This window comes from Vogesella aquatica (genome assembly GCF_028548455.1).
In the GTDB taxonomy this organism is placed as follows: domain Bacteria; phylum Pseudomonadota; class Gammaproteobacteria; order Burkholderiales; family Chromobacteriaceae; genus Vogesella; species Vogesella aquatica.
Genome location: NZ_JAQQLF010000012.1, coordinates 1 through 14,893, shown reverse-complemented (window position 1 = coordinate 14,893; position 14,893 = coordinate 1). Strand labels below are relative to the sequence as shown.

Below are 14,893 nucleotides of genomic sequence, written 5' to 3'. Positions count from 1 at the left end.
GCAGCCAGGCACACGAAGCACAACACGCCTTGCAGTTCAGCCAGCATCAGCCACACTGAGGAAGCAGCCAGCCGGAAGACACACCATGCCCAAGCCCAAGCTCAGTACGATACACCCCCGCCGCCTTGCAGGTGGGCTACTGCTACTGGCGAGTATCACCACACAAGTGCTAGCCGCCGACAATACGCTCATAGCCGTTACCGAGCCCTGGCCGCCCTACAACACCTTCAGCAATGCCGATACCGCCGACGGGGCACACGCCCTGATCTTGCAGCGCGCACTGGCGCTCAGCGGCCTGACAGCACCGATCAGCGTTTATCCCTGGGCCCGCGCCATGGCGCTGGCGCAATCACGGCCAAACACGCTGCTATTGAGCGTAGCGCGCACGCCAGCACGCGAGCAGCAGTTTATCTGGATAGGCAAACTCAGCCAGACACAGCAGTTCCTCTGGCGTCTGGACACTGCCACACACGGGCCGGAAGCATCACTGCAACAGATCCTGCGCTGCTGCAGCATTTGCACGATAAGGAAAGATGTCAGCGAGGAGGCCTTGCGACAGCAAGACAGCGAACACAGCATGCAGCTGGTGCTCACCGGCAGCCATCACGACTGCCTGCGGCTGCTACGCAGCGGCAGCGTGGCCTATATGGCAGGTTCGCCCTACCGCATACAGACCACTTTGCAACAAAGCAGCCTGCCAGCCACGCTCCTGCACAAAACGACGGCCATTGCACCTGTACGCACCCTGTTTCTGGCAGCCAGCCACGGCACACCCGGCGTGACCGTAAGCAAGCTGCAGCAGGCCATGCAGCAATTGCAACAAAGCGGCGAGCATGACCGCATCTTGCAGCAGATACTGTCACGCCCCTTGCCAGCAGCTGCCGACAGCAATGCGGCCAACCCGCCGGCAAACCCACCCTAGCCGCCAGAAACCGCACTCCGCGCCCGCCCCGCACACCGGCACACAATGCCAAAAGACAAAACCCGCCATAAGGCGGGTTTTGTCTTTGCATCTGGCTCCCCGAGCAGGGCTCGAACCTGCGACCTGCGGATTAACAGTCCGTCGCTCTACCGACTGAGCTATCAGGGAACACAACTTGTTTGAAGTACTACCGGGGTAATACTTCCGAATTTTTGGCTCCCCGAGCAGGGCTCGAACCTGCGACCTGCGGATTAACAGTCCGTCGCTCTACCGACTGAGCTATCAGGGAACACAACTTGCTTGAAGTACTACCGGGGTAATACTTCCGAATTTTTTTGGCTCCCCGAGCAGGGCTCGAACCTGCGACCTGCGGATTAACAGTCCGTCGCTCTACCAACTGAGCTATCAGGGAATTGCCTTAGAGAGGTGCGCATTGTAGGCAGCGCCTGCCTTTTCGTCAAGCCTGAATCGATAAACTTTTCAGGCCTGACGACGGAACAATGACTTAGCTATCGTCGCGTGCAGTTTGCACCTGCACCAACTCCAGCGGTGCTACCTCAGCCACCTCGCGCACCACCTCACGGCGGCGTTTGCCTTTCACTTCCACCGGGGCAGCTTCCACTACCGGCAGCTCGGATGCAGGGCGCGTGGTTACCAGCACCAGACCACCCAGATCGGCGACTGGCTCGGCTGCCACCACCGGCTCGGCAACCACGGCAGTCTCGGCTACGGCTACGGCTTCAACCACTGCCTGCGCCACAGGCTGCACTTCAACCACAGCCACTTCTTCAGCCTGCACGGGTGCTTCGGCCACGGCTTCTACTGCGACTTGCTCGGCGGGCGCCACCGGCTCGACCTGCGGCTGCACTGACTCTACAGCCACTTCTGCCACAACCTCAACAACTACCGGGTCCGCCTCCACAGTAACAGGCGCTACAGCCACCACAGGCGCTGCTACAGCTTCGACAGCAGCCGTTTCCACCGCCACAGGCGCTGCTTCAGCTACCGGGGCTACAGCTTGCCCGGCTGCCTCTGCCGCAACTTCAGCGGTTTCTGCCAGCGCCTCACCCTGCTCTGCCACAACGGCATCATCACGACGATCACGACGGGAACGGCGACGACGACGCTCACGCTGCTCGCCACCAACTGCCTCACCAGCCACCACGGCCGCATCGGCTACAGCTTCAGCCGCCTCTTCCTGCACTGGCACCAACGCTACCGGCTGCAGCTCTTCGGCCACCTGCGGCGCCTGCACCTGCTCTTTGCCCTCACGGGAGGCGTCACGGTTACGTTCGCGGCGGCGCTCGTTACGCGGAGCGGTTTCACGCTCTTTCGGTGCGGCATCACCCAGCTCGGCACGCTGCACGTTTTCACGTGGCTCACGCGGCTCGCGCGGTTCACGTTCGCGGCGCGGTGCGCGCTCCTGGCGTGGCTGCTGCTCGCTGCGCGGCTCGCGCTCATCGCGCTGTACGGCATCAGCCGCCTGCGGGCGGCGACGCTGCTCGTCGGCCTGACGTGGCTGGCGCTCTTCACGCGGTTCGCGGTTGGCACGATTTTCATCGCGATTACCACGGCCGTCTTCACGATCACGGCGGGCACCCGGACGACGGTCGTTACGCTGGCGCGGGTTGCGCGCTTCGCGCTGCGGTTTTTTCACTTCGGCCACCGGGGCTGGCGCGGCAGCGGCCGGCTCTTCACCCAGCAAACCTTTGAACCAGCCAACGATCTTGGCGATCAGGCCTGGCTCGTCACGGCGGGCAACCGGCGCAGCCACGGGGGCCGCTGGCGCTGCAGCTGGCACCGGGTCAGCTGCCATCGGGGCTGGCTGGGCCGGGGTAATGCCTTTTACTGCCGCTTCCTGGCGCTCTACCTTCGGCTTTTCCTGGCCAAACGGGTGGGCGGCGTCTTCTTCCGGCAGCTCGACACGGCGATAGCTTGGCGACTCGCTGACTTCGGCCAGATCATCGTGGCGTACGCGCACGATCTTGTAGTGCGGGGTTTCCAGATGCAGGTTCGGGATCAGCACCACGGCCACGTCGAGACGTGCCTCGATGGAGTAGATCTCTGCACGCTTCTCGTTCAGCAGGAAGGTCGCCACATCCACAGGCACCTGTGCGTGCACCGCACCGGTGTTTTCCTTCATGGCTTCTTCCTGGATGATGCGCAGGATGTGTAGGGCGGACGATTCGATACCACGGATGAAGCCGATACCGTGGCAACGCGGGCACGGCACGTGGCTGGTTTCACCCAGGCTAGGCTGCAGGCGCTGACGCGACAGCTCCAGCAGGCCGAAACGCGACAGCTTGCCCATTTGCACACGGGCACGGTCGTGCTTCAGCACCTCGCGCAGACGGTTTTCCACGTCGCGCTGGTTCTTCTGGCTTTCCATGTCGATGAAGTCGATCACGATCAGGCCACCCAGGTCGCGCAGGCGCAGCTGGCGGGCGATTTCTTCGGCGGCTTCCAGGTTGGTACGGAAGGCCGTGTCTTCGATATCGGAACCCTTGGTGGCACGCGCCGAGTTCACGTCTACCGACACCAGGGCTTCGGTGTGATCGATCACGATGGCACCGCCGGACGGCAGGGTAACCGCACGCGAGAAAGCGGTTTCGATCTGGTGTTCGATCTGGAAACGCGAGAACAGCGGCACCGGGTCTTTGTACAGTTTCACGCGGCCAACGTTGTTGGGCATCACGTGGCTCATGAACTGGCGGGCTTGTTCGTAGATTTCTTCGGTGTCGATCAGGATTTCGCCGATGTCAGGCTGGTAGTAATCGCGGATGGCGCGAATCACCAGGCTGCCTTCCTGCAGAATCAGGAACGGCGCAGACTGTGCACCCGCGGCGCCGTCCACGGCACGCCACAGTTGCAGCAGGTAGTTCAGATCCCATTGCAGCTCTTCCAGGCTGCGGCCGATACCGGCGGTACGGGCGATCAGGCTCATGCCGTTGGGCACTTCCAGCTGCGACAGCAGGTCTTTCAGCTCCTGACGCTCTTCGCCTTCGATGCGGCGCGACACGCCACCACCACGCGGGTTGTTCGGCATCAGCACCACGTAGCGGCCAGCCAGGCTGACGTAAGTGGTCAGGGCTGCGCCCTTGTTGCCACGCTCGTCTTTTTCTACCTGAACAACCACTTCCATGCCTTCGCGCAGCACATCCTGGATGCGCGGGCGACCGCCGTCGTAGTTCTGGAAATAGCTACGGGAAACTTCTTTGAAAGGAAGGAAACCGTGACGCTCGGTGCCGTAATCGACAAAACAAGCTTCCAGGGAAGGCTCGATACGGGTGATCGTGCCTTTGTAGATGTTCCCTTTGCGCTGTTCTTTACCTACTGTCTCGATATCGAGGTCGATGAGTTTTTGCCCATCAACGATGGCGACGCGCAGTTCTTCTGCCTGCGTCGCATTGAAAAGCATGCGTTTCATGTAATAACAATCCCTACGCGTGCACTCACGGGAGGGGTACAGCAAGTATTTGACGGCCCAGTGATTGAGATGGGCGCATGCCGAAAGAAGTGTTCAGTAAAGAGCGAAATGACTGCGATGGCTAAGCCGACTTCCTGTTGTTATTTCACGTGGCCCCTGTAGTGCCAACTGCGCACTTGCGATGGTTCTGTCCCGTCCAGCACCTGGCCGGGAAAAAGAGGCGTGCGGGCCACGCCGGGTCAAATTTTGCTGCGAACCCCGGAACGGGCTTGATCGTTCCGGAATGGAAACTGGCGTGAGTGCGTCATGCATGTAAATGCATTAACATCGCTACTTTTGGGTGAGCGAGATAACCTTGGCTGCGACCGGGAAACCGGCATCAGGTCAGGCGCGTAGCCTGCCGGCCGGTTGATGTTGCGCAGCAGCGCCGCAATCGATAACTCTGCGACCCTAAACCGGTGTGCTTTCTGCCGCTGCAATTTCTGCGCGACAAAGCCCACGAAGTATAAGCAATATGACTGATATTCGCAAAGATTCCGTGACACTTCACAAGGTAGACGAAAATGGCGCCGACCAGCGCCTGGATAACTACCTGGTGCGCCTGCTCAAAGGCGTACCGAAAAGCCATATTTACCGCATCATCCGCTCCGGCGAAGTGCGCGTGAACAAAGGCCGCGCCGACGCCCAGCACCGCCTGAACCTGGGCGACGAGCTGCGCATTCCGCCGATCCGCATTGCCGAGAAGCCTGCTGCGGCCACCAGCCACATTCCGCAGCACGAGTTTCCCATCGTGTATGAAGACGAGGCCCTGCTGGTCATCAACAAACCGGCCGGTGTCGCCGTACACGGCGGCAGCGGCGTGTCGTTTGGCGTGATCGAACAGCTGCGCCGTGCGCGCCCGGATGCGCGCTATCTGGAGCTGGTACACCGCCTGGACCGCGAAACCTCCGGCCTGCTGATGATCGCCAAGAAACGCTCGGCGCTGGTGAAGCTGCACGAGATGATCCGCAACGACGTACCGCAAAAGCGCTACTTCGCGCTGGGCCTGGGCCAGTGGCCTGGCAATGTGCGCCACGTCAAGCTGCCACTACACCGTTTCCACACCCCTAGCGGCGAACGTATGGTGCGTGCGGACGAAGACCAGGGCATTTACGCGCACACCATCTTTACCGTGCAGCAGCGCTACACCGACCTGACGCTGGTAGAAGCCCTGCTGCGCACCGGCCGCACGCACCAGATCCGCGTGCACATGCAGGCCAATGGCTGTGCCATCGCCGGTGACGAGAAATACGGCGACTTCGCCGCCAACCGCGAGCTGCAACGCCGCGGGCTGAAGCGCATGTTCCTGCATGCGGCCAACCTGAGCCTGCCGCACCCGCTTACCGGCGAGCCACTGCAGCTGCACGCGCCGCTGCCAAAAGAGCTCAGCCGCTTCCTGGACACCCTGGACAAGATTTGACCGCCATGCGACACGCCTACGACCTGATCGTCTTTGACTGGGACGGCACCCTGATGGACTCCACCGCCCACATCGTGCGCAGCATCCAGCGCGCCTGCGTACAGCTGGGCCTGCCCGAACCCAGCCGCGAGGCCGCCAGCCACGTCATCGGCCTGGGCCTGATCGACGCCATGCGCCACATCCACCCGCAGCTGCCGGACGCCACCCACCACGCCATGGCCGACGCCTACCGCCACCAGTACGTACACCAGGAAGAAACCGTCGAGCTGTTTGATGGTGTGCTGGCAGGGTTGGCCGCGCTGGAAGACGCCGGCTACCTGCTGGCCGTGGCTACCGGCAAAAGCCGCAGCGGCCTGAACCACGCCCTGGCCAGCACCGGCCTGCAATCGCGCTTTGTCACCACCCGCACCGTGGACGAATGCCACAGCAAGCCGCACCCGGACATGCTGCTGCAGATCTGCGAGCAAACCGGCATGCAGCCCGCCCGCACGCTGATGGTAGGCGACACCAGCCACGACCTGCTGATGGCGCGCCACGCCGGCACCCACGGCGCCGGCGTGAGCTACGGCGCCCACCCGCTGGAGGTGCTGGAGGATTGCAGCCCGCAGGCCATCTTCCACAGCTACCGCGAGCTGCAGCAATGGCTGATGCACAGCAACTGATCGCCAGCAGCAGCGAGCTGGCCAACGGCGGCAAGGGCGTGCGTTTTACCGTGCCTTGGCAAGGGGAGCAGGCTGCCGCCTTTGCCGTACGCCACCAGGGCGTAGTGCACGCCTACCTGAACCGCTGCCGTCACGTGCCTACCGAACTGGACTGGCAAGACGGCCGCTTTTTCGATAGCAGCGGCCTGTACCTGATCTGCAGCCTGCACGGTGCACTGTACCGGCCCGACAGCGGCCTGTGTGTGGCCGGTCCCTGCACCGGGCGCAGCCTGCAGCAGCTGCGCACGGAAGAATGCGATGGGCATGTATACTATCTGCCTGATTCGGCCCCTTAAAACAAAGGAATAGCGTGGAACAAGACCGCACCTGGGAACGCCAGCTGATCGAAAAACTGGCTACCGCCTCCCTCACCGAGCAACGCCGCGCCCGCCGCTGGAAGATTTTCTTCCGCCTGACCTGGCTGGCCGTACTGGCCGGCTTTGTCGGCCTGATGTTTGTCGACATGGAAAGCCGCAACAACAGCAAGGCCATGGGCCAGCCGCACACTGCCGTGGTATCGCTGGATGGTGCCATCGACAGCGAAAGCAACGTTACCGCCAAGATGCTGGACGGCCTGAACGCCGCCTACGAAGACAGCAACACCCGCGGCATCATCATCCGCGCCAATAGCCCCGGCGGCAGCCCTGCCCTGTCCGGCATGGCCAATGATGAAATCCTGCGCCTGAAAAAGCTGCACCCCAAGGTGCCGGTATACATGGTGGTAGAAGAAGTGTGCGCCTCGGGCTGCTACTACATTGCCGCCGCTGCCGACCGCATCTATGTTGATAAGGCCAGTATCGTCGGCTCCATCGGCGTGATTTCGGACGGCTTCGGCTTTGACAAGGCCATGGACAAGCTGGGCATCGAACGCCGCCTGGCCACCGCCGGCAGCAACAAGGGCATGGGCGACCCGTTCTCGCCGAAAAACCCGCAGCAGGAAGCCATCCGCCAGGGGCTGCTGGACGAAATCCACGGCCAGTTCATTGCCGTGGTCAAGCAAGGCCGCGGCAAGCGCCTGGCCGATGACCCGGACCTGTTCAGCGGCCGTGTATGGCTGGGCAGCAGCAGCATCAAGCTGGGCCTGGCGGACGGGCTGGGCTCGGTGGGCTCGGTAGCCCGCGACGTAATCAAGGCCGAAGAGCTGGTGGACTTCACGCCGGACGACGACCTGGCCAGCCGCGTAGCACGCCGCATCGGCGTATCGTTCAGCGGTGGCGTACGTGCCATGCTGGGTGACACCCGGCTGCACTAAGCCACCCTACCGAGCAACCCACGTTGGCCGCACCCTGCGGCCAACCTTTTTGCAGGAAGCGCACCATGGCCCGACGCCGACGCGAGGAAGAAGAACACGAGAACCATGAACGCTGGCTGGTTTCCTACGCCGACTTCATCACCCTGCTGTTCGCCTTTTTTGTGGTGATGTACGCCATCTCGCAGGTCAACGAAGGCAAATACCGCGTACTGTCCAGCGCCATGACCGACGCTTTCCGCAGCGGTAACCTGGCGATCCAGGTAACGCCCCCCAGCGGCGGCGCCAACACCATGATCGAGATACCCGATACCAAGCCGATTGCCACCGCCATCAAGAGCGAAGCGCGCATGAAAGAGCGGCGCAAGCTGGAAACGCTGTCCAGCGGCCTGGCCAAGAGCCTGGCGCCGCTGATCCAGGGCGGCCAGCTATCGATGCGCCAGGACGAGCAAGGCGTGCACATCGAGATCAAGGACACCGCGCTGTTCCCTGCCGGCCAGGCCGCGCCCAACGGCACCTCGCCCGCGCTGCTGGCCGATGTGGCACGCCAGCTGGCCACGGTAGACAACCAGGTACAAGTGGAAGGCTTTACCGACAACACGCCAATCCGCAACGCCTTCTTCCCGTCCAACTGGGAGCTGTCTGCCGCCCGCGCCGGCAGCATCGTGCGCCTGTTCATGGAAAACGGCATTGCGCCCGAGCGCCTGGTGGCGGTTGGCCGCGGCGAAACCAAACCCAGCGCCGACAACGATACCCCGGAAGGGCGCGCGCAAAACCGCCGCGTGGCCATTACCATTATTTCCAATACCACGAGTGGCCAGGGCAGCCTGCCTGGCGGCATCGAGGTAAAAATACCGCAGTAAGCCCCCGACAAGACCTACAGCACGGAGACAACACGCCATGACAACGCACATCAGCCAATCTGCCCTGGAACAACTGTTCAGCAACGCGCGCAGCCACAATGCCTGGCAAGAGCGCGCCATCAGCGACAGCACCCTGCACCAGCTGTACGACCTGCTGAAGATGGCCCCCACCAGCGCCAACTGCAGCCCGGCCCGTTTTGTATTCGTGCAGTCGGAAGCCGCCAAGGCCAAGCTGAAACCCTGCCTGATGGAAGGCAATGTGGAAAAAACCATGACCGCGCCGGCATGCGTGATCGTGGGCATGGACATGCAGTTCTACGACCAGCTGCCCAAGCTGTTCCCGCACGCCGACGCCCGCAGCTGGTTTGCCGGCAACGACGCCGCCATCCAGGCTACCGCTTTTCGCAACAGCAGCCTGCAAGGCGCCTACCTGATCATGGCGGCGCGCGCACTGGGGCTGGATTGCGGCCCGATGTCCGGCTTTGACGCCGCCGCTGTGGAAGCCGCTTTCTTCCCGCAAGGCAATGTAAAAGCCAACTTCCTGATCAACCTGGGCTACGGCGACGCCACCAAGGTCTACCCGCGCTCGCCGCGCCTGGGCTTTGACGAGGCGTGCCAGATCGTCTAGCGCTGTGGCCGGCTGCGCCACAGCCCCGCGCACGGCGCAGCCCCAAAACACCCCCGCCCGGTTATAATGCCGGGCGTTTTTTCGCCCACGGAGACCCTATGCTTTACCCCTTGCTACGCCCCTTGCTGTTCCGCACCGATGCCGAGTCTGCACACGAAACCACGCTGAAAATGCTGGATACCGCCCACCAGTTGCAGCTCACCGGCCTCGTTACCCGCAAGGTTGGCCGCAACCCGGTTAAAGCCATGGGCCTGACTTTCCCCAACCCGGTAGGCCTGGCCGCCGGGCTGGACAAGAACGGCGACCACATCGACGCGCTGGCGGCGCTAGGCTTCGGCTTTATCGAAATCGGCACCATCACCCCGCGTCCGCAAGACGGCAACCCCAAGCCACGCCTGTTCCGCGTGCCCGAGCACCAGGGCATCATCAACCGCATGGGCTTTAACAACAAGGGCGTGGACGTACTGCTGGAGAACGTACGCCACAGCCGCTTCAAGGGCATTCTGGGCATCAACATCGGCAAGAACGCCGCCACGCCGATCGAAAACGCCAAGGACGACTACCTGACCTGCCTGGACCGCGTGTACGAGTGCGCCAGCTACGTGACGGTGAATATTTCCTCGCCCAACACCAAGAACCTGCGCCAGCTGCAGCAAGCGGATGAACTGTCCGACTTGCTGGGCGCGCTGAAAAACCGCCAGTCGCGCCTGGCCGACCAGTACGGCCGCTACGTGCCGCTGGCGGTGAAGATCGCCCCCGACCTGGACGCCGAGCAAACCGACGACATCGCCCGCCTGCTGACCCAGCACCGCCTGGACGCGGTAATCGCCACCAACACCACGCTGTCGCGCAGCGAGATCGCCGGCCACGCGCTGGCCGGCGAAGCTGGCGGCCTGTCCGGCGCACCGGTGCGCGAGCGCTCCACCGCGCTGATCCGCAACCTGGCGCGCGCACTGGACGGCGCGCTGCCCATCATCGGCGTGGGCGGCATCCTGTGCGGTGACGACGCGCGCGAGAAGATCGACGCCGGCGCCACGCTGGTGCAGCTGTACTCCGGCCTGATCTACCGCGGCCCGGGGCTGATCAGTGAGTGCGCCGACGCGCTGCAGCGCAAGTAAGCGGCACAGCTGCAAAGCACAAGGCCCGGCTATGCCGGGCCTTGCTGTTTGTGCGGCCAACCTTTGTTGCGTCAGCACACATCGTCACGAAACGCTACCCAGCGCCCGTTATCCAGCATCTGCAATGGCTTGTAATGCTGCTTGTACACCATCTTGGGCGACGCTTTGATCCAGTAACCCAGATACACATAAGGCAAGCCCAGCTGGCGCGCCAGCTCTACCTGCCACAGCACGTTGTACACACCGTAGGATGCACCGGGCACATCGGGCTCAAAAAAGGTATACACCGCGGACAGGCCATCATCCAGCCGGTCGATCAGGCTCACCATGCGCAGCACGCCGTCTTCGCGAAACTCCACCAGCCAGCTATCCACCCGGCTTTTCAGGATGAACTCGGCGTACTGCACCGGGTCGTCGTCCGACATGCCGCCGCCGTCGTGGCGGGCGTGCTGGTAACGGTAGTACAGCTGGTAGTGCTCGTCGGAAAACGCCAGCGGCAAAATGCGGGTAGACAGATGGCCATGCGCCTTGGCCGCGCGGCGCTGGCTGCGGCCGGGGCGGAACTCGGCCGCCATCAAGCGCACCGGTACGCAGGCGCGGCAGTCATCGCAATACGGGCGATAGGTAAAGTGGCCGCTGCGGCGAAAACCCAGCCCCACCAGGCGCGAGTACACGCTGCTGTCTATCGCGTCAGCAGGGATAGCCACCTGGGAGCGGGCCTGGTGGCCTTCCAGATAGCTGCAAGGGTAAGGTGCCGTGGCATAGAAATGCACAACGGCAATCGCGTCATCACGGTGGCTCATGGCGGAATTCGTCCTCCCACATGCCTGGCGGCTGCGGTAGATGGATGGCTTTTTCCAGTCTAGCAATAAATTCGCCACGCGAAATCAGCTGCGCGCCCAGGCTTTCCAGGTGCGGCGTAAACATCTGGCAATCCACCATGGCAAAACCGTGGCGGTGCAAATGCCGCGCCATGCTGACAAAGGTAATCTTGGACGCATCGGTAGCGCGGTGGAACATGGACTCGCCGTAAAACATGCGGCCAACGGCTACCCCGTACAGCCCGCCGGCCAGCTGGCCATCCTGCCAGCACTCGTAAGAATGCGCGTAGCCCTGGCGGTGCAGCTCGCTGTAGGCTGCCACCATCTCGTCGGTAATCCAGGTACCAGCCTGGCCACCGCGTGGCGCGGCACAGGCCCGCATCACCGGCTCAAAAGCCTGGTTGATGGTGATGTGGTAAGCGCGGTTGCGCAGCACCTTGGCCAGCGAACGGGTAACGCGCACCCGCGCCGGCTCCAGCACCATGCGCTGCGACGGCGACCACCACAAGATGGGGTCACCGGGGGAAAACCAGGGGAAGACAGCACTGCGGTAGGCCGCCAGCAAGCGGCCAGGCGACAAATCGCCGCCCGCCGCCAGCAGGCCATCGGGCTCGGCCAGCGCACGGCTTACCGGCGGAAAGGCATGGGCGGTACCCAGTACCGGGATCATCGTTTGAAGTATTTAGGCTCGCAGTTTACGCAGTCGCTGCACTCGCCATAGAGGTACAGCGAGTGATCCTTGATCTTGAAACCGTGCTGCTCGGCAATGCGGTTTTGCAGCGCCTCGATTTCCGGGTCGAAAAACTCGGTGACCTTGCCGCAGCGGTAGCACACCATGTGGTCGTGGTGGCCGCCCTGGTTCAGCTCGTATACTGCTTTGCCGGACTCGAAATGGTGGCGAATCAGAATGCCCGCCTGCTCGAACTGCGTCAGCACGCGGTAGATGGTGGCCAGGCCGATATCGGCATCCTCGGAGATCAGCTTCTTGTAGACGTCTTCAGCCGACATATGGCGGTCTTCGCTGGTCTCGAACAGGTCGAGAATACGCAGGCGCGGACCGGTGGCTTTCAGGCCGATCCCCTTCAAATGGCTGGCTTTGTTCATGTGGTGTATGTATATCGTGGTTGGCGGTCTTACAGTATGATAAAACCTTTTCACCGATTCCCCAACAGTGACCCTGGCGCCATGGCTATGATGCTCAAGTCTTTCCCCCTTATTGCAGTCCTGTTCCTGTCTGCCTGCAGCTCGTTTAACCCTACGACCTGGCTGACCGCACACCGCATGGACGTGCAACAAGGCAATTATGTAACGGAAGATGCCGTTTCTCGCGTCAAAACCGGCATGACCCGCCCCCAGGTAAAATTCCTGCTGGGTACCCCGCTATTGGCCGATATTTTTCACGGCGACCGCTGGGACTACGCCTACCGCATAGAACGCCAGGGCAAACCTACCGAAGAAAAGCGCCTGACCGTCTATTTCGATAAAGACGCCGTCAGCCGTATCGAAGGCCAGGCCTTCCCTGCCCTGCGCCCGACACTGGATAACACCAACCCTAATGCCGGACAAAGATAAAGCATGAGCACCTTGAACATCGTCATCGTTGGCGCCGCAGGCCGCATGGGCCGCACGCTGATCGAATCCGTCCTTGCCGCCCCTGGCGCCCGCCTGCACGCCGCCATCGACCGCGCCGAATCGCCGTTCATCGGCCAGGACGCCGGCCTGTTCATGGGCCGTGACACCGGCGTGAAGATCAGCAGCGACTTTACCGCCGCGCTGGACGGCGCCCACGTGGTGATCGACTTCACCCGCCCGGAAGCCACCCTGCAATACCTGGCCGCCTGCGTGCAGCACAAGGTGCAGATGATCATCGGCACCACCGGTTTCGACGACGCCGGCAAAGCCGCCATCCAGGCCGCCGGCGAGCACATCGGCATCGTGTTTGCGGCCAACTTCAGCGTGGGCGTGAACCTCACCTTCAAGCTGCTGGACATGGCCGCCCGCGTGCTGAACGAAGGCTACGACATCGAAATCACCGAAGCGCACCACCGCTTCAAGGTAGACGCCCCGTCAGGCACCGCGCTGCGCATGGGCGAAGTGGTGGCTAACGCGCTGGGTCGCGACCTGAAAGACTGCGCCGTATACGGCCGTGAAGGCGTTACCGGCGAACGCGACCCCGGCACCATCGGCTTTGCCACCGTGCGCGCCGGCGACGTGGTGGGCGACCACACCGTACTGTTTGCCGCCCTGGGCGAACGCGTGGAAATCACCCACAAAGCCAGCAGCCGCGCCACCTTCGCCAACGGCGCCGTACGCGCCGCCGGCTGGCTGGCCGCCAAACCGCACGGCCTGTTCGACATGCAAGACGTGCTGGGCCTGCGCTAAGCCACCCTGCACCACGCAAAAGCCAGCCCGAGGGCTGGCTTTTTTCATGGCTGGCGGTTTGTATCTGATGCGGTGGTAGTTGGGCTTCGCTTCGCTCAAGCAGGCATGCCGTGCCATAGCCACATTACCGGATGCGCCGTTGGTTTATCCGGGCAATGCGCTATACCTTATCCGGGTTACGTGCTGCTTTGGGCTTTGACCGACAGCTCATCACACAAGATCGTCGGCACACGCTTTCTCATACACAAAGCGACCTCAAGAACCACGCGCTACAGGGTTAATTCATCCATGCCCCACCGGCAATTTTTGCCGGTGTCGCACCGTTGAGAGTCGCTATCGCTTTACTTGATCCAGAACACGCTCAGCTTTCCTGCTCGAGTCATACCTTAATCGGCCAGAAAGCAAGCCAAATGCATAACTGGCGCGATTTTTGCTGACACCGGCAACATGGCTATGACGTTAGCGTTGTTGAGTACCTCAGGGATCTCGATCGACCGCACAGATTGCCTAGATTCAGTATCTTGACTTCCACGGGCATCTCCCTGCCTAGAAGGAGAAAGCAATGCAAATCGGTAACACACGGGCTATTGTCGGTGCTTTTTATACCTCCGATACCAACCGCACAAATTCAAACTTGTCGTCCCCAACTAACCAAGGGGAATTCAGCAAAATTTATACAGACACCGTGAGCATTTCTGACACGTCCAATCAGGCTACGACCACAGAAGAAGTACTCACTCAAAGGAAAAATCTTCAGGGTACAACTGACCAAATCGACTCTGTAGAAAAGTATCAAGTTCCGTCTTGGTATGCCCATTACGGGGAAGAAGTAGCAAACAAACTAGGTACCAGTGCAAATTGGCATGCCGAAAAAGACAAATCGATGCTATCAGCATCCTCGGCAGATCGCAGTGAATTTGCGGCCCTCATAGACAAGCATTACCAAGAAGTTCTAAGTAGCAATGGAATAAAAACAACCGAACAGCACTACAACGCAACCATCCTCAACAGGGAATTAAGCGAGAGTTTGCGTAAACAGATGTTAGAGCGAGTCAGGAATGATCCGAAGCTAGTTGACCTTTCCTACAAAATGGGCAAATAGGCATAAAGTACGGTAGCTATCTAGTCCCGGATGATTACGCACCTGCTTTTTGAACAGTTCGGGATGTGATTTCTGCCACTGTTTCATCGCCAGCAAGGGGGGCTGATGCGCCAGCATCCTTTGCGGCAGATGCTGGTTGTACAACAAGACATAACGCAGCAGCGTCGCCGCCAGATCTTGCCCAGACTCAAAGCGGTGCGTGGCCAGCATCTCACTGATAC

The 14,893-nt window shown here is 61.6% G+C and carries 15 protein-coding genes, 3 tRNA genes and 1 pseudogene; 11 read left to right on the top strand and 8 right to left on the bottom strand.

The window, feature by feature from the left end:
* Positions 1-85: 85 nt before the first annotated feature.
* Positions 86-922: a transporter substrate-binding domain-containing protein gene (locus tag PQU95_RS10675; protein ID WP_272751985.1), complete on the top strand. Its 837-nt coding sequence runs from the start codon at positions 86-88 to the stop codon at positions 920-922.
* Between the two features lie 92 nt (positions 923-1,014).
* On the opposite strand, the gene PQU95_RS10670 is transcribed toward PQU95_RS10675, so the two are convergent.
* The 4 genes from PQU95_RS10670 to PQU95_RS10655 all read right to left on the bottom strand — a co-directional run bounded on the left by PQU95_RS10670 (position 1,015) and on the right by PQU95_RS10655 (position 4,349).
* Positions 1,015-1,090: transfer RNA gene (locus PQU95_RS10670), tRNA-Asn, on the bottom strand.
* 45 nt (positions 1,091-1,135) lie between these two features.
* Positions 1,136-1,211: transfer RNA gene (locus PQU95_RS10665), tRNA-Asn, on the bottom strand.
* Positions 1,212-1,258: 47 nt separating this feature from the next.
* Positions 1,259-1,334, bottom strand: a tRNA-Asn gene (locus PQU95_RS10660).
* 93 nt (positions 1,335-1,427) lie between these two features.
* Positions 1,428-4,349 (bottom strand): Rne/Rng family ribonuclease, encoded by a 2,922-nt coding sequence (locus PQU95_RS10655; protein WP_272751984.1) that lies wholly within the window; start codon positions 4,347-4,349, stop codon positions 1,428-1,430.
* A 514-nt stretch (positions 4,350-4,863) separates the two neighbouring features.
* On the opposite strand from PQU95_RS10655, the gene PQU95_RS10650 reads away from it, so the two are divergent.
* The 7 genes from PQU95_RS10650 to PQU95_RS10620 all read left to right on the top strand — a co-directional run bounded on the left by PQU95_RS10650 (position 4,864) and on the right by PQU95_RS10620 (position 10,367).
* Positions 4,864-5,808: an RluA family pseudouridine synthase gene (locus tag PQU95_RS10650; RefSeq protein ID WP_272751983.1), complete on the top strand. Its 945-nt coding sequence runs from the start codon at positions 4,864-4,866 to the stop codon at positions 5,806-5,808.
* Positions 5,809-5,813: 5 nt separating this feature from the next.
* On the top strand, positions 5,814-6,470 hold the full coding sequence (locus tag PQU95_RS10645; protein WP_272752086.1) for an HAD-IIIA family hydrolase: 657 nt from the start codon (positions 5,814-5,816) through the stop codon (positions 6,468-6,470).
* Positions 6,449-6,805, top strand: coding sequence for a Rieske (2Fe-2S) protein (locus tag PQU95_RS10640; RefSeq protein ID WP_272751982.1), 357 nt, complete (start codon positions 6,449-6,451; stop codon positions 6,803-6,805). Before PQU95_RS10645 ends, PQU95_RS10640 begins: the two co-directional genes overlap by 22 nt.
* Positions 6,806-6,819: 14 nt before the next feature.
* Positions 6,820-7,761, top strand: coding sequence for a S49 family peptidase (locus tag PQU95_RS10635; RefSeq protein WP_272751981.1), 942 nt, complete (start codon positions 6,820-6,822; stop codon positions 7,759-7,761).
* 65 nt (positions 7,762-7,826) lie between these two features.
* Entirely contained in the window at positions 7,827-8,621 is a 795-nt protein-coding gene (gene motD / locus PQU95_RS10630; protein WP_272751980.1) for a flagellar motor protein MotD, read from the top strand.
* Positions 8,622-8,658: 37 nt separating this feature from the next.
* Positions 8,659-9,249, top strand: coding sequence for a malonic semialdehyde reductase (locus PQU95_RS10625; protein ID WP_272751979.1), 591 nt, complete (start codon positions 8,659-8,661; stop codon positions 9,247-9,249).
* Positions 9,250-9,347: 98 nt separating this feature from the next.
* Positions 9,348-10,367 (top strand): quinone-dependent dihydroorotate dehydrogenase, encoded by a 1,020-nt coding sequence (locus tag PQU95_RS10620; RefSeq protein WP_272751978.1) that lies wholly within the window; start codon positions 9,348-9,350, stop codon positions 10,365-10,367.
* A 71-nt stretch (positions 10,368-10,438) separates the two neighbouring features.
* On the opposite strand, the gene PQU95_RS10615 is transcribed toward PQU95_RS10620, so the two are convergent.
* From PQU95_RS10615 to fur, 3 genes are read right to left on the bottom strand one after another with little or no spacing between them, the layout of a single operon-like run.
* Positions 10,439-11,170, bottom strand: coding sequence for an arginyltransferase (locus tag PQU95_RS10615; RefSeq protein WP_272751977.1), 732 nt, complete (start codon positions 11,168-11,170; stop codon positions 10,439-10,441).
* Positions 11,157-11,858: a leucyl/phenylalanyl-tRNA--protein transferase gene (gene aat, locus PQU95_RS10610; protein WP_272751976.1), complete on the bottom strand. Its 702-nt coding sequence runs from the start codon at positions 11,856-11,858 to the stop codon at positions 11,157-11,159. Before aat ends, PQU95_RS10615 begins: the two co-directional genes overlap by 14 nt.
* Positions 11,855-12,292 (bottom strand): ferric iron uptake transcriptional regulator, encoded by a 438-nt coding sequence (gene fur, locus PQU95_RS10605; RefSeq protein ID WP_272751975.1) that lies wholly within the window; start codon positions 12,290-12,292, stop codon positions 11,855-11,857. Before fur ends, aat begins: the two co-directional genes overlap by 4 nt.
* Positions 12,293-12,379: 87 nt before the next feature.
* On the opposite strand from fur, the gene PQU95_RS10600 reads away from it, so the two are divergent.
* The 3 genes from PQU95_RS10600 (at position 12,380) to PQU95_RS10590 (ending at position 14,672) form a co-directional block, all read left to right on the top strand.
* Positions 12,380-12,760, top strand: coding sequence for an outer membrane protein assembly factor BamE (locus PQU95_RS10600; RefSeq protein ID WP_272751974.1), 381 nt, complete (start codon positions 12,380-12,382; stop codon positions 12,758-12,760).
* Positions 12,761-12,763: 3 nt separating this feature from the next.
* Positions 12,764-13,570 carry a 4-hydroxy-tetrahydrodipicolinate reductase gene (gene dapB / locus PQU95_RS10595; RefSeq protein WP_017508889.1) on the top strand — a complete coding sequence of 269 codons (807 nt, stop codon included), beginning with the start codon at positions 12,764-12,766 and terminating at the stop codon, positions 13,568-13,570.
* A 562-nt stretch (positions 13,571-14,132) separates the two neighbouring features.
* Positions 14,133-14,672 carry a hypothetical protein gene (locus PQU95_RS10590; RefSeq protein WP_272751973.1) on the top strand — a complete coding sequence of 180 codons (540 nt, stop codon included), beginning with the start codon at positions 14,133-14,135 and terminating at the stop codon, positions 14,670-14,672.
* Here the strand turns inward: PQU95_RS10590 and PQU95_RS10585 are convergent.
* A pseudogene (locus PQU95_RS10585) lies at positions 14,640-14,893 on the bottom strand (hypothetical protein); the annotation flags it as partial. The gene PQU95_RS10590 and the pseudogene PQU95_RS10585 overlap by 33 nt on opposite strands.